Below are 19,425 nucleotides of genomic sequence, written 5' to 3'. Positions count from 1 at the left end.
CTTAAACGGTCATTTCGGGCGCTCAATTTGTTCTTTCATTCTTAAAAAGGCCGTAGCAAGCTAACGGATGCGCTTTTGTGACGTTCAACGCACTGTAAAAAAAAACTCAGCAGAATGAAAAGGAACTTAAAAAGAAAGATGCTCCTGAACAGTTACCTGTTGCTCGCCATTATGGGTTGCCAGCATGCAACAGAAGCTCAGCAACTGCCGTCACTAAAAGTTAGTGTGCTTTGCCAGGGGTTTGGTCATAGCCTGTCGGGCGTGCCCAACCCTTCATTGTCGTATGGCCTAAGGGTGGGCACCGAGTGGAGTTACTTTACCAAAGGTATTTTTAGCGTTGGTCAGGATGTCAACCTGGGTTGGTATGTGCACAAGCGCATGCAAAATTCCTGGATGGTGTCGACGGCACCCACAATCCGCCTCGCCACCAAAGGAGGCTTCGAAGCTTATTTCTCACTGGGGGCTGGCAAGGCAGTTAACCTGATGGCTCAAAACGGCTACAAAGACAATGGCGACGGAACCTTCACCAGAGAGCATCATGCATTTTATTCACCGTGGCTTCTCACAGGCTCTCTGGGCATTGGCTACAATCTGGGCAAACGTTCGAACCTGAGTATGACTGTTTTTGCCGAAACGCAAACGATAGCCGAGCTGGCGCGAAATCAGTATACACCTGTTTTCCCCCACCATTTGTTCCACATAGGAGCAAGAATTCCTTTTTCCTCCAACTTTTAATGTACTACAATGAAACCCACCAATTTTTTTATTGTTTCCACTTGCCTGCTGTTTAGTTCCTGCGCCGGAGAAGTGGCTCCAGGCCCTGAGGTGTCGGATTGCAACACGAGTGCCTATGAAGTGCCGAATGCGACTTTTTATGAATCATTGCTTAAAGAATACTGGATTGAAACTGGTAGTCCGGGTGTGGTGGCCATGATCAGCCAACCCGGGAATACCTGGGCTGGGGCCGTTGGGCAAGCCGACCTGGAAAATGGTACTGCTATGCAGACTTGCCACCAGTTTCAGATCGGCAGTATTTCCAAGATGTTTACTGCCGCCACAGTGCTGTTGCTCCAGGAGGAAGGAAAAATTGACATCGACGAAAAGGTGAGCACCTATTTGCCGCAGCTGAAAGGCAACATTGAACATGTTGACAGAATGACGGTGAGGCAGCTATTGAATCATACGGCTGGTGTACCAGATTACTACTACATGCAAGCGTATACTTTTGACATGATGAACGACCCGTCGTCGATCAAGCGCTCGGCAAACGAGGCATTGCGGAAGTATAACTACGGCAAGAAGGCGGACTTTTTTCCGGGCGAGGGGTGGAACTACAGCAATTCGGGTTATGTGATGCTGGGTTGGATAATTGCGGAGGTAACCAAAAAGCCGTTTGAAGCTGTAGTAAAAGAGAAAGTGATTGACCCTGTCGGTTTGACGGATACTTACATGGTTGACTTTAGGAACCCCCGCCGGGCTAAGAACTATGTTGACCTGAGTGGCAAGGGAGTGCTGATTGAATCGTCGAAATATGATGATGGCGTGATAGGCACCCCGGAAGGCGGCGTGGTGAGCACCGTGCAAGACCTGACTGCGTTTGCCCGTGGGCTCTTCGCCGGAGGATTGCTGACAGCTGAGTCGCTCAGCGAGATGATGTTTGTTCCTTGCGGACCGGATGCTATTGACGAAGGGGTTTGCGGATACACCCTTGGGTTGAGCTACTGGAAGAATACTGCCTATGGCGACGCTTTTGGGCACAGCGGTGGCGAAGTGGGCATGGAATCGCTCTTGCTTTTTTTTGTTGAACACGACGCCGTTGGGGTGTTTTTCAGAAACCGAAATGGCCCTTCGAGAAAGCAGTTTCTTTTCGATATGTTGTTGAAAGAATAAAAAAGCTGGTCCTCAGAGTATCGGGGGCCAGCTTTTCATCGTATTCAGTCCCTATATGTAATTGTAGAGCAGAGTTACCTTGAATGTGGAGTGTTCTACTTTCAATTCCTCAAAAAACCGCCTCGTAAACCCACCCAGGTCATAGCTTTCAATTTCTTCCAGTAGCACCCATTCAAACTCCTCTGCTTCGTCGTTCAAAACCACTTCAGAGGAGTTGGTTTTGCAAAGGAAGTCGATAAATATAAAGTGCCTTTGGGCTTCAAATGTGTCGCTGTAAACGGCTTCCTGCAGGCTGATGAGTTGGATGTCAAAGATCTCGAGGCCAGTTTCCTCCTTTACCTCACGAATCAATGCATCTTCCATTTTTTCGCCCAGCTCTATGTGACCGCCGGGGAAAACATATTTGTCTCCCCATTTCTTTGACTTACATAGCAAGACTTTGCTCTCGGGGTTGAAGATGATAGCACCTACCGTTGGTTCTGGGTATTGTTTCATGTTTAACTATTGATAACGAATTATGCCCACTCAAAGTAGTGGGCACAAATTCAAAGTATCCAAAAATAACAGTCTATTTTCTGTTGCCTGGCAATGTCAAGTTTACAACATGGGAATAATTAAAAAGCGGTTTTCTGAGTTTTAAACCCTACGAATGAAACGATCAGATCGCCACTTTCGGCTTCAGTTACGAGCTTAAATGTTCCGTCGAGATCAGAGACAGTGCCAATTGTTGCTCCGGCAAAGATGATTTCTGGAAGAAGAATCTCCAAGGTTTAAGGGAATGATAGCTGAATTTAATAATGTGTTTCTCAGCAAAAGTACCTCAATGCCTCCAGGATTTCGAGACTGCCGAATGATCGCAAAAAGATAAACACTAACAAATTCCCCCGCTTTATGAATACTAGAACACCAGAGCGCATATTCATGCAGCCACATTGAATGAATTGCCTTTTTTCGAGCGCATCCCTTGCCATATTAACCACTAAGATTTTAGCGCCGATGTCTAAAAAGTTAGTTTCTTGGTATCGAAGCCTACGAATGAGAATACCACTTCACCGCTCTGTAGCGAAGTCTGTAGTTTAAATGATCCGTCACGATCCGAAACCGTACCAGAGCTTGTTCCAGCCAGAACAATATTAGTGCCGGGTATTGCCTCCCCTGATTCTAGTTTTATTATGCCAGTTATCTCTTTTATGTTGCCAACTTGTTTCACTTGATAGCTATCGATCACGAACTTATCATTCACAAGGGTAGCATGACTGGGGGCATTGGATTTAGCATCGGGAGTGAGTGAAAAATTGATGGGCAAAATCATTCGTTGACGAACCTTCTTTCCACGTTGTTGTGCGGGTTTCCAGGGTGCAGAAGTCTCGATTACCCTCATGGCTTCTTCATCACATCCGTCTCCAATCCCTGAGTTGATTTTCAGATTGGTAATTCGTCCGTCTTTTTCAACTACAAATTCTACTAGTACTTTGCCCTCTGTGCCCTTATTTTTAGCGATGGCTGGGTATTTTAGGTTTGAAGACATGAACTGATAAAGTGCCTGTATCCCCTCTGGATATTCGGCAACGTCTTCTACTACGGTAAATAACTCTCCGTCTGTTAGACTTGCCAGGAGGTAGCCCTGCTTGTCTTCTGATACTGGGTAGGTTTTTAAAAGAATGTATCCATCCCCTAATGAACTCCTAGCTTCGTCTGCAGATAGCTCCATGTAAACGAATTCTTTATCAGGGTACATTTTTTTGAAGGTGGGTATGTCAGCTTGCACCTCCTTAGGATACTGATTTGCTACAAGGCTTTCGCCTTGCTCTTGACAGGAGACAGCTATAAAAAATGCAGCCAGGATAGGAGCAAGCGCTGCCAGCTTCCACCACCCTGTTTTTTGTTTCATTGACTTAATCATGGCAATTCTTTTTAGTGTTAATGATTTATTGAAATGATTCGCTATGTGATAGCCGGCACCAGTAAGCGCCAGCCTGGCAATAAGGCTGCAGTAGATCTGCTCCTCTCCTTTTTTTACTGATAGTTCGTCTGCCCGGTATTCATGGGCTTCTACAAGAGCATTTTTCAGTAGGTAAATAGCCGGATTGAACCAGAACATGATTTGCAGGAGCTCAACAAGCAGAATGTCAAGGCTGTGCCACTCCCGGTAGTGCACAAGCTCGTGCTCAATAATTTTGTTTTTGGAATCTTCATCGAGATCGGTTATCTGCCCAATGAAAATGTGATGGAAAAATGAGAAAGCGTGGTCAGTACTTGGAACTTCGTATACTTTGACTCTGCCAATGTTTTTGATGAAATGCCCGCTTGATCTATGCTTCAAAAGCGCAGTTAGCCTAAGTAATAGTCGGGCCGAAAGAAAGGCTGTGACGGCAAAGTAGAGGCAGAAGCAAACAGTCAGAACGCTGAGCGCTTCTCCGCCTGGGGAAGCGGCTGCTTTTTCGGCAGAGAGAAGGATACCTGGCAGATAGTATCCGTTGACTTCAGCTAGACTATTTTCGTTTACGCCAACATTGACGCTGAAGGACAGCAATGGGAGTATAGCGGCACTCGTCAGCATCACAAGGAGTACAAGCCTTTTTAAAAGAAAGGACTGCTCTTTTTGAACAAGGGCAAGATAGGCTAGTGCAAAAAGCAGCAGGCCGAGGTTTGCCTCCATGAGGTAAGAGAGGTAATTGTTCATTCTTGTTGTTTTTTTACTTCTTCCATCAATTTTTCGATTTCTTCTTCCGAAAAGTTGTTTTCCTTCACGAAGAAGGATACCAGGCCTTCAAATGACCCGTTGAAATACCCTTTTAGAAAGTTGTTCAGGTAGAAGACGGTGTATCTTTCTTTGCTGATAATAGGGTAGTACTCATGTGTTTTGCCATAGGCTTTGTGATCGAGAAAGCCTTTTTTTTCCAAAATTCTCACCGTCGTCAAAACGGAATTGTAAGCCGGTTTTGGATCGGGCATTTTCTCCAACACGTCTTTTACCAAGCCCTTTTTTAAGGCCCAGAATATTTTCATTATCTGCTCTTCTACTCTCGCTAATTCCTTCATGCTAAATCTTAAAACTAATCAATTAAGAATAAAACTAATCTATTAGTTTTAAAGTTCAAATAGTAAAGTGGAAATATTTTTTCGGTGGGTAAAAGCAAAAAAGGCACCCCAATCGGGATGCCTTCAAATTTTCGAGTGCTCTAGTTTACTAGCTGAACCTTTTCAAAATCACCGTTGCATTGTGGCCCCCAAATCCGAAAGTGTTACTCATCACATAGTCCACTTTCCTGGATTGCGCCTTGCCTACTGTGAGGTTCAGGCCTTGCGGTAAGCCGGGATCGAGGTTTTGGATGTTGATTGTAGGTGGCACGAGTTGTTTTTGAATGGCCATGATTCCTGCCAGTGCCTCGATAGCTCCAGCACCACCAAGGGCATGCCCTGTCATAGATTTGGTAGAGCTGATGTTCATCTTACTGGTGTGTTCTCCAAAAACGGAAACAATACCCCTCAGTTCACTTGGGTCTCCCACGCCGGTTGAGGTTCCGTGCGTATTGATATAGTCGATGGCCTCAGGGCCTATCTCAGCATCTTCCAGCGCTGCCCTCATGCCCAGAGCGGCTCCTTCGCCTTCGGGGTGGGTGGCTGTGAGGTGGTAGGCATCGGCCGACATGCCACCGCCTACGATTTCTGCATAGATTTTTGCTCCACGCATCGTGGCATGTTCCAGGCTTTCCAGAATAAGAGCTCCTGCTCCCTCGCCGATGACGAATCCGTCACGGTCGGTGTCATAAGGGCGACTGGCTGTTTCAGGGCTTTCGTTTCTGGTCGAGAGCGCCTTCATGGCACCAAAGCCGCCTACACCAGTTTCGTTGATTGCAGCTTCTGAACCACCGGTAACAAACGCCACCGCTTTGCCCCACCGGATGTAGTTGAAGGCGTCAATAAGAGCTGTGTTGGAACTTGCGCACGCTGAAACGGTAGTGAAGTTTGGTCCCCGAAGTCCATTTCTAATAGAAATGATACCGGAGGCGATGTCGACAATCATTTTCGGAACTAAAAATGGATTGAACCTTGGCGTGCCATCGCCTAGGGCGAATTCTGAGATGTTCTCCTGTAACGTAAGCAGTCCGCCGTTTCCAGATGCCCAGATTACTCCCACTTTGTCTTTGTTGAGGTCGGAGAATGCAAGAATGCCTGAATCGGCGAGGGCTTGCTCGGATGCGGCAATGGCATATTGAGAAAACAGGTCATTCCTCCGAACCTCATTTTTGTCCATATACTGTAAGGGGTCAAAACCTTTGACCTCGCAGGCAAAACGAGTCTTGAATTTTGACGCATCAAAACGTGTAATGTTGGCAGCGCCAGACTTTCCGGCGGCCAGGCCGTCCCAGAATTCTTTGACCGTATTTCCAAGCGGGGTGATGGCTCCAAGGCCTGTAATAACTACTCTATGAGGCTGTTGCATGGTTGTATGTAAGCGTTAATATTTATTTCAGATGGTTTATTTGTTTAATCCCAGATCGGTTTTGATGCCCTTGATCAAATCACTGAAAGTTTCATTTCCCATGAGCCTGGCTATTTGCACGCCCGCCGCCAGGTTGGTAATGATCATTGTTGCTTTCGTTTCGGGTTTCATGTCGAACGTAAACATACCTTCAGCTTTCCCCATTGCCAAAAGATTGGTGACCCAGTCATGAATAAGGCGGGTAAGGCCCTTCATCACATTCGTCATATTCTCCGGCAACCCGTAGAATTCAACACTGATGGCACCCACCAGGCAGACTTTGTCATTTTCTGAGTTTATTGAATAGGTTTGAATGAAGGCATCCAGTTGTTCCTCAAGCGACAATGAGGCGGTTTCTTCCTTAAAGTCTTTGAACCGCTGTATGGCGCTCCTGATTACTTCAAGGCCCAGCACTTCTTTGGTAGGGAAGTGATAGTGAACAGCCGCATTTTTCACACCCAAGGTATGAGATATCTCATGGTAGCTAAAGGAGTTGTATCCTTTGCTGCGGATGAGGTCTTCAGCCAAATCCAGTATCTGCTGACGTGTATCAAGGCGTGCCACAGCGCAAACTTACTTACTAATTAGTAAGTTTACAAACGTAAGTTTTCTCATATTAGTTTCGGGCCCTTTTCAGAACCCTCCCAGCGCCTGGATTTATTGAGCCATCGGGTTTTACAGAAATAATTCCATTAACAATGACATAAATAATACCTTCCGGATACTGATGCGGGTTTTCAAAAGTCGCTTTGTCGGCAATGGTCTCGGGGTTGAAGACGACCAGGTCGGCGAAGCTGCCAACTGCGATGCTTCCCCGATTCGTCAGGCCCAGGCGGGCAGCTGGAAGTGAGGTCATTTTTCGGATGGCTTCCGGCATCGGGATCACTCCCAGTTCCCGGCTATAGTGACCAAGCACCCTGGGAAAAGTGCCATAACTTCTCGGGTGGGGGTGCCCATCGCCCGGCTCAACCAACGAACCGTCGCTGGCCACCATGGCCATCGGGTGCTGCATAATCCGCTGCACGTCTTCTTCGTTGATGACATGGAAAATGCAGGAGGCTCCCCCGTTTTCCTGGGCTTTCATGACGAGCTCGGCACCAGTGGAAACGGTGGGCTGGAGGCCTTCCATTTCAGCCCAGTCCTTTAAAGTTTTCCCTTCCAGCTCTGGCTTCCATTTAACTCGGCCGAATTGTACCCTGTTCAAATCTCCACCTCCTCTGTCGTTGAGGATATTGAATTCCACTCCCGCTTTTATGTCCGATCTTGTTTTTTTGTCGTTTAGCCGGATCCTGTACTTTTCAATCCCGCCTTCCATTGCCCATGCAGGAATGAGCACCGAAATCCCTGTTTGGCTGGCAGTATATGGATACTGATCCATCATCACGTCGAGGCCAATAGCCCTGGCAGAATCGACCATGGCCAATGTTTTTTTGCTGGCGCCCCACATGGGGAGCCCAATGGCTTTGTGATGAGTGAGCACAACAGGTATTGTCGCTTCCTGCGCAATTTGAATGGCCTCCTGCACCCCCTCGATCAGTCCAAGGCCTTCTTCTCTCAGATGTGAGGTATAGATTCCACCGTACGACGCTGCAACTTTTGATAGCGCAATGACTTCGTCCACTGTTGAAAATGCTCCTGGCAGGTACTTAAGGCCCGTTGATATTCCGAAGGCACCCGCCTGCATGGCAGTGTCGATCTGCGCTTTCATGGCGGTGAGTTCTGCCGGGGTAGGTTGCCTGTCCTCCAAACCCATGATGTTGCTTCTTATGGTGTTGTGACCCACAAGGTAGGCGACATTGGGGCCCAATTTGACTTCAGCAAGTGAATCCAAATAGGACTGAAAAGGCCAGGGACTGCGGCCATCGGGTCCACCCAGGGTGAGCGTGACCCCTTGCCTTAGGTGGGAGGAGGCCGAGGGAATTTGCAGCAGCCGCTCAATATGTGTATGAAGATCGATGAAACCAGGAGCAACCGCCAGGCCGGAGGCGTCGATGGTGTCCTTACCGCCGTGTTTTAGCTTTCCAATGGCGGCAATGGTGTCGCCATTGATGGCAATGTCACTGAGGATGGGCTCATTGCCGAGGCCGTCGTACACCCGGGCATTGAGAATGACCAGATCGTATGGCATTTTTTGCTGACAGCCAGCAAAAAGAGTAACACCTGTGAATAGGCCTAATAACAGATATTTCATAGTGGGTTTGGCTTTTTGATGATAGAAGTTGCAAAAAAATGGCATTGACTTTAACCAATTCTTATATGACTGGAAACTTGGCAGCGGCTAATTTCCCAGAATACCTCGAAGATGGCTATTTATCTGATTCTTTTGCCTTATTTTGCCGGAAGCACACCTTCATTTGGCTTAACTCGTCTTTTTGTTGATTGTGTGTGCATTTGTTAATTATGAGATTCCTTTTTAGTATCATTTTCACTGTTTTTCACCTTAGCTATCTGCTGGCAGAGGGATCTCAGGATGTGGTACCTCTCAACGACGCAGAGTATCCTTCCACTTTCTATCGGGACTATTTTCACGAGTTGAGAAAGAAAGCAAACAGAGATAGTGTGATTGTGTGGCTGAAGGACGAAATCAGCAAGCAGGAGCAGTTAGGTCATACAGTCAATATCGTCAATCTGCAAATTATACTCGGCCAACTAAGCCGATCTGTATCAAGAACAGATGCTTATTTGGTTCTTGAGAACGCATTGAATGCTGCCCGGAAACTTGATATGCGCTATGAGGAAGCGCTGGCCCACCTTGAAATAGGTAACGTATACAATTCAGTGGGCTCCAAAGAAGAAGCGTTACAACATTTTTTATTAGCGGCGGAGCTTTCGGAAACAAACAACTATCCTGATCAGGCCTTTCGGGCTTATTATCACGTCGCTAACCTTCACTACTCCTCCGACAACTACAAAGAAGCGCTTGCGGCGCTTGATAAGGGGTTGCATTTTTTTTCCATTGAAGAATGGATGGAGCGGGACAAATTTACAACGACAGACGTAGTCAGTGCCTATAACACCATGGGGCTCTGTTACTATGCGCTTCAGAATTATCCGGAAGCTATCGATGCCTATGACAAAGGATTGATGGTTGCAGGTAAGCGACGAAGTGACATGTGGGTTGGGCTTATCCATGGCAACATGGGCAATGTCTTCTTCAAGCAGGGAAAGCTTGATTCGGCCGAAATGCTGATTAAAATTGACCTCAACGTTAGTAAAAAGCACAAAGCTTTCCGCAGCATCGCTTCCGACTACCTTGCCATAGCCAGTATATATCAAGGCCGTAACGATCTTTTGACAGCTCAAACATATTTTGACTCAGCCTATCAGGTCATTAGTCAAAATAAGATGTCGTACGCCAGTTATTTCAAACGAAGAGCTGAGTTGGCTTATGCCATGGGGGAATATAAAAAGGCCATCGACTTTAAGAATACTTACGACGCCATGGCAGATTCCGTCGAAAAAGTAAAGAAGTCTAAAGAGCTTGCTTTGATTCAGTCAAACAATGATTTCAAAACCAAGCTGGAAACATTACAGCTTCTGGAAAAGGAAAATGAGCTAAAGGACAAAGAAATAGCCTATAAAAATGTGCTTATTTATGGAGGCGCCTTCGTCACTTTGCTTGCTGTTGTACTGGCAATAGTGCTGAACAGAAGTAATCAATTAAAAGTCAAGCTTAACAAAGAGCTCGAAAAGGAAGTCGAGAGGAGAACGGAACGACTGGCCAGCACGGTAAAAGAACTTGATACATTTATATATCGGCTGTCTCATGACTTCAGACGCCCGCTTACAACTTTGATCGGGCTCGACTCATTGGGTCGCACGCTAAGCAAAGACCCGGAAACAAGTGAGCTGTTTTCTAAGGTGGGAAAGACCGCTAAGCAAATGGACAGGATGTTGCTGAAGATGACATATATCCACGAAGTCAATACTTTGGAGCCAACTATTGTTCAGACTAACTTGAGGGACGTTGTGCAGGAAGTGATAGCTGGATTTGACGATGACTTCTCAGCTTTGAAAATGCAATTGATTGTAGAAGTGCCTGATGAAATGATCGTTGCAACCGACACACGATTTTTGCAATTAATACTCACTAATCTTTTGGAAAATGCTTTCATTTTCACCGATGAGGGAAAAGAGCAAAAGATTATCAAGGTCAGTTCCAGATTAACTGAAAAGGGATGGGGAATTTTGATCAGTGACAATGGCGTAGGTATTTCACACGAAATCAGAAGCAGAATATACGAGCCTTTTTTCAGAGGAAGCCCAATTTCTCAGGGCAATGGCCTTGGCCTTTATTTGGTGAGGAAGGCCATGAGCAAGCTCAAGGGAAGGGTGGTTGATTATAACGGCGACCAGGGAGAAAGCGTCTTCATGCTTGAGTTCTTTATCTCCTGATCGGGCTTTTTCATTTCTTATTTTCAAACCAGCTTAGTGTATGTTTTAGTTGCGACCGACCACCGACTGTGAGTCGTTTTCAGAAACCTCATTACGAAATATTTCGTAGAACTTCTTGCGAGTTCAAAATCAGTTCCTATATTTGAACTACGAAAGTATTCGTATATCACAGAAATCACAATGAGCAAAAGCACACCAACAGATGCAGAACTAGAGGTACTTAATGTCCTTTGGACAAAAGGGCCCTCTACCGTAAGAGAAATCAATGAAATGCTGAGCAAGGAGAAAGAGGTGGGTTACACTACCACACTCAAGATCATGCAAATTATGACGGTGAAGGGCTTGCTCGAAAGAGATGAAAGCAGCAGAACCCATGTGTACAAGCCCCTGATGAAGGAGAGCGATACGCAGCGAACCATGATGGATAAGCTACTCTATTCGGCTTTTGGGGGCTCGGCTTCCAAGCTGGTGATGCAGGCACTCGGCAATAATAAAACAACAAAAGCTGAGCTGGATGAAATCAGAAAATTTCTGGATGATCAGCTCGAAAACAAGAAAGGAGAACGGGAATGAACATGCTTCGACCTTACTTATCTGACACACTTGTGCAAGCCCTTGGGTGGACATTTCTCCACTCTTTGTGGGTAGGGGCACTGTTAAGCGTTATTTTTCTCGGTGTGAGATGGATCATGAAGTCTTACAGTGCGCAGTCCAAATATGTAGCGGGACTTTCATTCCTTAGCTTGCTCCCCGCCATTATGCTGCTGATTTTTGTTTACACTTTTAACGAGTTGGCCCATGTGAGCCCTTCCAGCACGCCGGAGATGGAGGTGGGCACAACCCAGCTGGCTGAGTTTACCACAGGAGCTGCTGATGTAGTATCGCAAACGGCTGAAGTACCATTTTATGTAGGATGGCTGGACGAAATCAGGACTTATTATTTTTACAAATACCATTCGTTTCTGGTGACAGTTTGGCTTATTGGAATAGCCTTGCTGTCAGCTCAAAATATTGGAGGCTACTTCTATTCCGGGAGGCTTCGCAAGCAGGGACTTTTAGAGCCCGGTGAGGAGTTGATAAAAGCATTTAATTTATTGCTTAAAGCTTCCGGAGTGAGTAAAGGCGTCCTCCTTATGGAGTCCCTACTCGTGAAGGCGCCAGTGCTTGTGGGCTATTTTAAACCCGTCATTTTGCTCCCAATCGGTCTGGCGTCCAGCTTATCAACCAGCGAAGTGGAGGCTATCCTTGCCCACGAAATAGCCCATATTCGTCGCCATGATTTCCTGGTCAATATTCTGCAGTGCTGCGTGGAGGTGCTTTTCTTTTATCACCCTGGTGTTTGGGTGATTGGCTCAGCCATCAGAAGCGAAAGAGAAAACTGCTGTGATGATATAGCCGTCCGGTTAAGTGGCAACAGCATGAGCCTGGCTTTGGCACTCACCCATGTGGAAGAGTGGAAACTGACCAGCAACGTGGCCTTAGGGTTTTCAGGTAATAGAAACTCATTACTCAATAGAATAAAAAGGATAATCAACGACAAAACAATGAAAGCACAAAACAGAGACGGTAATTTGCTGGCCATAGCCATTATTGCCGGCCTTTGCCTGAGCACGCTCACGGCATTGAAAGGAATCGATTATGAAATGGTACAAGAAATACCCGCTCAGGAGGAAGTGGCGCAGGAGCCAATAGAGGTGGAGCCAGCAATAGAGATGACAGAGCCTGTTCAATCTGAGGAGCCTTTTGTAGTTGCTGAAGTTGAACCTGTGGAAGAGCGTGAAGCCACTGTAGCGGTGGTGGTAAGCGCTGACACATTGATTCAAGGGGAAGCTGCTCCATTGCCAGCGCTGGCCCCGGTGAGCGATCGGGCTAGTATGCTCCCTTTACCAGGAACTCCCCCCTTACCCCCAATGGATGCGGTTTTGCAGGCAGGTTCTCCCGACATGTACTCGCTGGCAGCCCCGAGAGCCAGGTGGAGCTATTCCCAGTCAGCTGATAGGGTATGGGAGGCAGCAGCAACAGGAAGCGACACTGTCGTTTGGGATGCGCCCGCACCGGCAGACACACGGGAATTTGCAATGCACATGCAGGATATGGCCCGGGAAATGGCTCATATGCAAGAGCACATGGCGAGGGAAATGGCTGAAAGGGCTGTTGAAATGAGCAAGGCCGCAGAGAACATGTCGCTTCATCATGAGGAAATGGCCTCAGAAATGGCCAGACATCAGCAGCAGATGGCCGAGGAAATGGCGGAGCGACACAGGGAAATGGCAGAAAAGCATGCGTTAATGGCGCAGGAATTTGGTGAAAAACATCAGGAAGAAATGCTGAAGCATCAGGAGGAAATGATGAAAGAGCAAAAAAAGATGCTTGCTATTCAGCAGACTGAAATGAAGAAGATGGAAGCCGAAATGAGATTGCACGAGGAGAAAATGAAGGTCTTCGAGAAGGAACTCAGGTCAGAGCTGGTGAAGGATGGTATTATCTCTTTAAAGGACGACCATTTCAAACTAAGGATCAACGGGAAAGAGCTGACGGTTAATGGAGACAGGCAGTCTGCCGAGATGTACAAAAAGTACCGAAAACTTATTCAGGAGAAGTTTGGCGATGGCTACACGTTTGATGAGAATAGCAATGAAGAAATGAACATGAGTTTTAGTTTTTAATTTCAAGTCCATATAAAGTTGAAAGGCTGGCCTCAGGGTCAGCCTTTTTTTGTGCAGGCATGGAGCTTTTGACTTTTAGAAAATTCCCATCTGCCAGGCAAGGAAAAGGCATCTGTTGCCGTTTGTATAGGTTGTAGTACCATAGCTTCACCTTCCCTTGGCTTGTGATAAAATATAATTCTAATTTTGGCTCCGGAAGTTCACCTGGCCTAATCTTTTGATCTAAGTTTTCACGCATCTTTGTAAAAAGTGTTACTCATGCGCATAGCAACCACCGTAGTATTCTTCCTGTTTGTTAGTATTTCTTCAGCACTGGCCCAAGGTCAAAGCGACCCCAGGAGTTTGTCTTATTATTTTTCGGATGTAGAAATGCACGTCGATACGATGGTGTATTCGTGGAAGAAAAATTCTCAAATCATTCAAAACAGACGCCAGCTGCCGTTTGCCTATGACGAGGAAAATGAGGTGGCTGAATTTTATTTGAGATTTAGCCAAATTGGCGATAGCAACAACCTTCGGCTGGCACCTTCAAAAGACTATGAGCTGATTGACTCTTTGTTGGTTTATCCCGGCTATGCTCGTTTCAAGGTGAGGTTTAGAGGCCTTACCGAAAGTAATTTTCTCAAATTTACTTTCGAAGTAAGCACCGATACTTCTGCCTATCAGCTGGCGGAACTTCCATTATTCCCTTATACGCAGACTTATGTGGAAATTTATCCCTCTGCTGATGAGGTGTTCATTGGCGAGGAAGTTTCGTTCGACATCACAACCAATAATGCCAGCAATATCGTTTATGACAATCGCTGGACGTCGGGGCTTCCTATTAACTATCGAATAGATAAGCAAGGCAGCCAGCTGGTGATGTCGATTGTGCCGAGGAACCTGGGCTACCAACGAGTATCTATTCCCCTGCTGGTTCGAAAGCCAATTTTAACGTCGGAGGGATTCTCTTACCATTTGCAGCCACTTGAGTATACATTTCAGGTGAAATCAGGTCGGCTCGTCTTTCTGCAAATTGACAGGCAGGAAATAACACCGCCCGATGACAATACAGTGCCTATTGAGATTCTCATTGACAATAACCGAAACCTTGAGTTGGGCAAAACCTACCGGGTGGAGAACCAGGAAGCACAGGGTGGCCCGCTCATTGCAGAGCTTTACACCAAAAGCCGACTTACTACGAACAAGATACTTTGCTTGATGCGGCTTTATGGCAATCACAGAAAGTCGGAGGGCTATTTGTACATAAAAGACGGAGACGAGGCGAAGTTTGTGACCAATGTGGACATTACGCCCAAGACTGACATTAAGACCATTTATGTCCAAAGAGAGGGCAAAGACTGGCAGGCAGGAAATGCGGTGTATCCGGGCGAAACAGTTTCCATTAAACTTGAAGGACAGGGGCTGCATAAGGGAAATTTCTTCTTCCAGGGAGCAGACAATTTATTGCTCGATTCGCTGATCCGGAATGAGAACATGGCCGTTTTCAGGATCAAAGTGCCTGAGACGACGTCTTCGACAAAGATTGAGATCTTTAATCACCGGGAAAATACGGGCAAATACCTGACTGTGACTGAGTACCAGAAAGCCCGCAAATTTGACTTTATGAAGCTCGATTTCGGCAACGAGCAAATGCAATTGGACGAAATCAACAAGCCGATTTACTATGACGGGACTATTACCGACCTGGTTTTGGCCTTCGACCGCTCTAAAATTGACAGACCGGGAGACCTTAACGGAAAGCAATACCTTAGGATTGATGTAAAGGTCAGCAACAAGCAAGGCAATCTGCTTGAAATATATAAGTTTGACCAGGTAGGCATTTGCCCTGGTGAAAATTCGTCCAGGTTCGGACACTACAGCCAAACGGACTGCCAGGCAGAGAACATCAATTTCAATAACTACTTATCCAGAAAGACTTACGATCTGGACGAGTGGTCAAAAATAGAAATTGACATTAGCCATGTGAATGAGAAGTATCCCGGGCAGCAGGTGTCTAAGAAAAGGATCATTATTTACCTCAAGAGAAATCATACATTCGATGTTGATGTATCTTTTCCCGGTGGACTTTTGATTTTGAAAGCAGGTAGTGAGGATTTTGCAAATTTTGGCGGTATTAGCTTTGCGATGATTGCCCAATTTAGTTTTTATCAGGAGGGAAGGATTGCCAAGGTGAAGCCATATAAGCTGGGAGCTGGTTTCATTGCCATTAATGCATTTAATTTCTCGGAGGCAGCGCAGGCCAATAGAGACGTGGGGCTCGTCGTAATGGGATCTCTCTATCCGATTTCCAGTACCAACAAATTGACCTTCCCCTTGTATGTTGGGTTTGGGTACTTAATGAAGGAGGGTACGTTGTTCTCCCTGGTAGGACCGGGAATCAGGGTGCAGTTTTAGCCCCTAGCCTGTTATTTGCTTCAGGTGGTGGAGCATATGGGCGTGGTAGTCTTCGATAAGAAACGCCAGCGTGTGGAGTTCAACAGCCTCCTTGCCGGTGTCGCAGGTGTTCTTTAGTGCCGCAGCTGGAATATTTCTGACTGTTCGCACAAGCTGTTTATTGATAAGCAGCCAAAGCTGTTGAAGCTCGCCGATATCTGCCGACTGGTAGTTCTGACACCGCACCCATTCATCCTGGTGATAGTATATCTTGTCATCAGGCTCGTGCTGGGATACAATGAATCGACGAAGGTTGTTTTGAGCGCTATCGATCAAGTGCCCGAGTATTTCTTTTTTAGACCACTTGTCGGGCGCAGGTTTTTGAGTCCATTCATTTTCACTCATGGAGGCGAAAGTGCCATAACCGACCATTACTGACTTTTCTATGTCATCTGCCTTCGCCATACAGCTTCCTTGTTTAATTGGTGCCTTCTTTTAACTTCTTTTCTATGCGCCTGTCGGGAATGAGCCACATTAAAGCCACCAAACCATAAATGCCACAGGCAATCCACTCATTGATGAAAGAACACCCGATGGCGATAATATAGAGCACGGGTGATGCCTTCCCTTTGGCGTCGCTTCCAAGTGCTTTGGCTAGCACTGAGTCCTTTCCGTTAGCTTTGATAATTTTTATTTGCAAAATAAAGTAGGAGACAGCTGCCATAAGAAGCACAAAACCGTACAACGCAACGGGCACTGGGGCGAAATGATTTTCGCCCATCCATCCGGTAACAAAGGGTACAAGTGACAGCCAAAACAGCAAATGAAGATTCGCCCAAAGCACGCCGCCACTCACCACCCGGGCTGCATGTAACAAGTGGTGGTGATTATTCCAGTAAATACCCAGGTAGACAAAGCTTAGGATATAGCTGAGAAAAACAGGGAACAATGGCTTAAGTGAGGCAAAACTAGTCCCATGCGGTACTTTCATTTCCAGCACCATAATGGTGATGATGATCGCCAGCACCCCATCGCTGAATGCCTCAAGTCTGTTCTTGTTCATGTTTCAATGAATGTGGAAATTGCCACGAGCAAGTACCGGCAGCAGAGGCACCTACTTTACGGGCTTTAAATTTTTCAAATACCTGGTGAGTTGGCTAATCTGTCCATCTCGTTCCTCACGAAATTGTAGCCTTAGCAACTTATGAACTTTGCCCGAGCGGGTGCTTAGAAATATTTTATAGATATAGTCCATGCTCCCCTCCTTAAATGCACTTACATCTGAAGAAAGCTCATTTTTCTCACCATAAAGGTCAAAAATGTCGTGGATGGCGACTTCGTTTCCGAGGATAATTCCTTTTTTGATATAGACAGCCTCTTCATGGATATTAAAAGTTACCATTTTGGGGAACCTCCACCTGTCGTATAAAATGGGAACGAGAAGCAAAAGCAACACCAGGAGAATAATAGTGGGGCTTACACCAAAGAAAAAAGCAAAAATGGCGATTGTCAGCGATACCTGAGATTCGAGTTGTTTGCCAGAGGACATTTTAATTGTGATGGAGCCAGTGTCGTAACTAACAACGTATTTGTTGTCGTTAAGCATTTGCACCAGGTGTTGATCCAATTTTAACATCTAATTCTTCAGTTGGCCACTAATCTGTTCTCTTAGCTCCTGAAACACTGAATGAGCCAGTTTGAGAACTAAAAATACCTCTTTTGGAGATTTAATTACATTATACGCAGAAAAAATGGAAGTATGAGGACAAACGTACTCGTTATATCCAAAATGAAGCCAGATAGGCTCGCTAATTTGCCTTGGCGGCGAGGGGTGAAAAAACGAATTTGGAAAAAATAGTAAAGTGTTTCCCATTAAAAAAATGAATATGGAAGTCTAAAATAAGACAGAAATGTAAGAATTGCTATAACGGAGTTGTGCAGGCCGCAAGGTTGTCAGCGATCGTTCATATAATTGCAGAAGTGCTTTTGGCAGAAAGTGCCTATATTCGGTCAGCGCTTAATGATCCATTTTTGAGGTCAAAAGCTAATTATTGATTAAGATGATGAACAAAACCCTAACTACATTTTGCCTGCTTTTGTGTGCTGCTTCGATGTTCGCTCAGGACTTGAAACCTTTCGAGTTAACGGACGCCTGGCTTGCTAGCGTGGATGAAATCGCTCCATCTTCTACTACAGTCTCCGTAAGGAAAAAGAAGACCCTACTTATTTTCTCCCTGCATACCGGCTTTGAGCACTGGACGATTCCACACACTGAAGCGGTGGTGAAACTGATCGCTGAGAAGAGCGGGGCGTTTAAAGTAGTAACCTCAAAAGACATAAGCGTCTTTGAAATAGACAACCTAAAGAATTACGACGCTGTTGTGCTCAATAATAACTGCTCGATAAGTGATGAACGAAATATATTCTGGGACGTCTTGAAAACAGACAGCACGCTTACCGAACAGGTGGCACGCATGAAAGCAAAACAGCTGGAAGACAACCTGCTCAGCTATGTGGATCGTGGTGGTGGGTTGGTGGTGCTGCACGGGGCCATAACGATGGAAAATAAGTCGGACAACTTTAGCCAGATGGTAGGTGGGAGCTTTGATTATCACCCGAAGCAGCAAAACATTGCCGTGAAACTGGTAGATCCCAAACACCCGATGGTTCAGGCATTTGGCGGTGAGGGGTTTGAGCACATAGACGAAGCTTATATCTTTAATAATGCCTACTCACAACTTAATTTTCATCCGCTGCTCTATATGGAAGCGGATAAAATATCCGGGCTTAAAGAGCCCATTGGCGACAATATTAAGTACATCTCGTGGATCAAGCGCTATGGCAAGGGGCACGTTTTTTATTCATCGCCATCACACAATGCCCAGGCATTTGAAAACCCAAAGCTACTGAGGTTCCTGCTGGACGGAATGCAATACGCAGTGGGTGATCTTAAATGTGACGACTCGCCGATGAAGTAATTGGGCAGGACTATTTTTGGCCCCCTTTTCTCTTCAAGCCCTTTGCCATTCTCTCAAAGTAGGCTTCCATGCTTTCTCCGGGCTTCATTGGCAGATTTTGCAGACCATCTTCGACGATATCAAGCAACAACGTGTAGCGGCTAAAGTTTGCCTCCAACACACTTTTGTCATTAGTTTCCCAGTATTGTCCTTCATCTAACAAAACAAAGTCTTCCAGATATTTCTCTTTCAGGTATTTCAATAAGTGAATGATCACTTTGTGGATATGAATTCCGGCAAATTGCGTTTTTGTGGAGAGTTGGTAGAGGTACTTCTTTTCATCTTCATCTTCATCTCTCTGTTCTCCAAAGAATTTTAGCGCAACTGGGGTACTCATCCGCCCATTAGATAAAAAGGATATCCAAACTGGTTCACAGTTTGGCGGGGAGAAGGCAACCCCGTAGAGCTCACCATCGACCAACTGTCCTTCATCGGCGTGAACAGGAAACTCTTCTTTGAAAACAGACAGCTTCCATTGATGGATATTGGCGATGTCTTTTACCTCTTCTATTAAATCAGGCAAAGATGCTCTGTTTCCTATTCTTCCGCTATAGTGAATAGATAGCCCCATTGAGGTTCAATGTCAATTAAATCT

General features: G+C 45.9%; 19 protein-coding genes. 7 read left to right on the top strand and 12 right to left on the bottom strand.

Features of this window, described 5'->3' with window-relative positions:
- Window positions 1-114: 114 nt before the first annotated feature.
- Together AAC052_RS02715 and AAC052_RS02710 are read left to right on the top strand one after the other, a co-directional pair.
- Window positions 115-735 carry a hypothetical protein gene (locus tag AAC052_RS02715; RefSeq protein WP_339810743.1) on the top strand — a complete coding sequence of 207 codons (621 nt, stop codon included), beginning with the start codon at window positions 115-117 and terminating at the stop codon, window positions 733-735.
- 9 nt (window positions 736-744) lie between these two features.
- Window positions 745-1,890: a serine hydrolase domain-containing protein gene (locus tag AAC052_RS02710; protein ID WP_151997076.1), complete on the top strand. Its 1,146-nt coding sequence runs from the start codon at window positions 745-747 to the stop codon at window positions 1,888-1,890.
- A gap of 51 nt (window positions 1,891-1,941) precedes the next feature.
- Here AAC052_RS02710 and AAC052_RS02705 read toward each other — a convergent pair whose 3' ends face one another.
- The 7 genes from AAC052_RS02705 to AAC052_RS02675 all read right to left on the bottom strand — a co-directional run bounded on the left by AAC052_RS02705 (window position 1,942) and on the right by AAC052_RS02675 (window position 8,567).
- Window positions 1,942-2,385, bottom strand: a complete 444-nt coding sequence (locus tag AAC052_RS02705; protein ID WP_339810741.1) for an NUDIX domain-containing protein — start codon at window positions 2,383-2,385, stop codon at window positions 1,942-1,944.
- A gap of 119 nt (window positions 2,386-2,504) precedes the next feature.
- Entirely contained in the window at window positions 2,505-2,657 is a 153-nt protein-coding gene (locus AAC052_RS02700; RefSeq protein ID WP_339810740.1) for a carboxypeptidase-like regulatory domain-containing protein, read from the bottom strand.
- A 233-nt stretch (window positions 2,658-2,890) separates the two neighbouring features.
- The gene (locus AAC052_RS02695) at window positions 2,891-4,573 is read right to left on the bottom strand and encodes a TonB family protein (protein ID WP_339810739.1); all 1,683 of its coding nucleotides are present in this window, start codon (window positions 4,571-4,573) and stop codon (window positions 2,891-2,893) included.
- A complete protein-coding gene (locus AAC052_RS02690) occupies window positions 4,570-4,932 on the bottom strand; it encodes a BlaI/MecI/CopY family transcriptional regulator (protein WP_317490070.1) in 363 nt (120 codons plus the stop codon). The genes AAC052_RS02695 and AAC052_RS02690 overlap by 4 nt, the downstream gene beginning before the upstream one ends.
- Window positions 4,933-5,080: 148 nt before the next feature.
- Window positions 5,081-6,337 (bottom strand): beta-ketoacyl-ACP synthase II, encoded by a 1,257-nt coding sequence (gene fabF / locus AAC052_RS02685; RefSeq protein WP_317490071.1) that lies wholly within the window; start codon window positions 6,335-6,337, stop codon window positions 5,081-5,083.
- A gap of 36 nt (window positions 6,338-6,373) precedes the next feature.
- Window positions 6,374-6,940: a TetR/AcrR family transcriptional regulator gene (locus AAC052_RS02680; RefSeq protein WP_339810737.1), complete on the bottom strand. Its 567-nt coding sequence runs from the start codon at window positions 6,938-6,940 to the stop codon at window positions 6,374-6,376.
- A 52-nt stretch (window positions 6,941-6,992) separates the two neighbouring features.
- On the bottom strand, window positions 6,993-8,567 hold the full coding sequence (locus AAC052_RS02675; RefSeq protein WP_339810735.1) for a D-aminoacylase: 1,575 nt from the start codon (window positions 8,565-8,567) through the stop codon (window positions 6,993-6,995).
- Window positions 8,568-8,776: 209 nt separating this feature from the next.
- Here AAC052_RS02675 and AAC052_RS02670 point away from each other — a divergent pair, with 209 nt between their 5' ends.
- The 3 genes from AAC052_RS02670 to AAC052_RS02660 all read left to right on the top strand — a co-directional run bounded on the left by AAC052_RS02670 (window position 8,777) and on the right by AAC052_RS02660 (window position 13,437).
- Window positions 8,777-10,771: a tetratricopeptide repeat-containing sensor histidine kinase gene (locus AAC052_RS02670; RefSeq protein ID WP_339810732.1), complete on the top strand. Its 1,995-nt coding sequence runs from the start codon at window positions 8,777-8,779 to the stop codon at window positions 10,769-10,771.
- A gap of 180 nt (window positions 10,772-10,951) precedes the next feature.
- The gene (locus AAC052_RS02665; RefSeq protein ID WP_317490076.1) at window positions 10,952-11,344 is read left to right on the top strand and encodes a BlaI/MecI/CopY family transcriptional regulator; all 393 of its coding nucleotides are present in this window, start codon (window positions 10,952-10,954) and stop codon (window positions 11,342-11,344) included.
- Between the two features lie 2 nt (window positions 11,345-11,346).
- Window positions 11,347-13,437 carry a M56 family metallopeptidase gene (locus tag AAC052_RS02660; RefSeq protein WP_339810729.1) on the top strand — a complete coding sequence of 697 codons (2,091 nt, stop codon included), beginning with the start codon at window positions 11,347-11,349 and terminating at the stop codon, window positions 13,435-13,437.
- Here the strand turns inward: AAC052_RS02660 and AAC052_RS02655 are convergent.
- Window positions 13,427-13,675 (bottom strand): hypothetical protein, encoded by a 249-nt coding sequence (locus AAC052_RS02655; protein WP_339810728.1) that lies wholly within the window; start codon window positions 13,673-13,675, stop codon window positions 13,427-13,429. The genes AAC052_RS02660 and AAC052_RS02655 overlap by 11 nt on opposite strands.
- A gap of 20 nt (window positions 13,676-13,695) precedes the next feature.
- Between AAC052_RS02655 and AAC052_RS02650 the strand changes: the two genes are divergently transcribed.
- Window positions 13,696-15,834, top strand: coding sequence for a hypothetical protein (locus tag AAC052_RS02650; protein ID WP_317490078.1), 2,139 nt, complete (start codon window positions 13,696-13,698; stop codon window positions 15,832-15,834).
- 3 nt (window positions 15,835-15,837) lie between these two features.
- Here AAC052_RS02650 and AAC052_RS02645 read toward each other — a convergent pair whose 3' ends face one another.
- Genes AAC052_RS02645 through AAC052_RS02635 form a run of 3 tightly spaced genes read right to left on the bottom strand, consistent with a single transcriptional unit; the run spans window position 15,838 to window position 17,449 of the window.
- Entirely contained in the window at window positions 15,838-16,278 is a 441-nt protein-coding gene (locus AAC052_RS02645; protein ID WP_317490079.1) for a DinB family protein, read from the bottom strand.
- Between the two features lie 13 nt (window positions 16,279-16,291).
- Window positions 16,292-16,876 carry a TMEM175 family protein gene (locus tag AAC052_RS02640; RefSeq protein ID WP_339810725.1) on the bottom strand — a complete coding sequence of 195 codons (585 nt, stop codon included), beginning with the start codon at window positions 16,874-16,876 and terminating at the stop codon, window positions 16,292-16,294.
- 51 nt (window positions 16,877-16,927) lie between these two features.
- Entirely contained in the window at window positions 16,928-17,449 is a 522-nt protein-coding gene (locus AAC052_RS02635) for a hypothetical protein (RefSeq protein WP_339810722.1), read from the bottom strand.
- A gap of 424 nt (window positions 17,450-17,873) precedes the next feature.
- On the opposite strand from AAC052_RS02635, the gene AAC052_RS02630 reads away from it, so the two are divergent.
- Window positions 17,874-18,791 carry a ThuA domain-containing protein gene (locus tag AAC052_RS02630; protein ID WP_317490082.1) on the top strand — a complete coding sequence of 306 codons (918 nt, stop codon included), beginning with the start codon at window positions 17,874-17,876 and terminating at the stop codon, window positions 18,789-18,791.
- Between the two features lie 10 nt (window positions 18,792-18,801).
- On the opposite strand, the gene AAC052_RS02625 is transcribed toward AAC052_RS02630, so the two are convergent.
- The gene (locus tag AAC052_RS02625) at window positions 18,802-19,401 is read right to left on the bottom strand and encodes a hypothetical protein (RefSeq protein ID WP_339810718.1); all 600 of its coding nucleotides are present in this window, start codon (window positions 19,399-19,401) and stop codon (window positions 18,802-18,804) included.
- Window positions 19,402-19,425: the final 24 nt, after the last annotated feature.

The organism is uncultured Imperialibacter sp. (genome assembly GCF_963974565.1).
GTDB classification, from domain to species: Bacteria; Bacteroidota; Bacteroidia; order Cytophagales; family Cyclobacteriaceae; genus Imperialibacter; species Imperialibacter roseus.
This window is presented reverse-complemented; position numbering and strand designations above follow the sequence as displayed.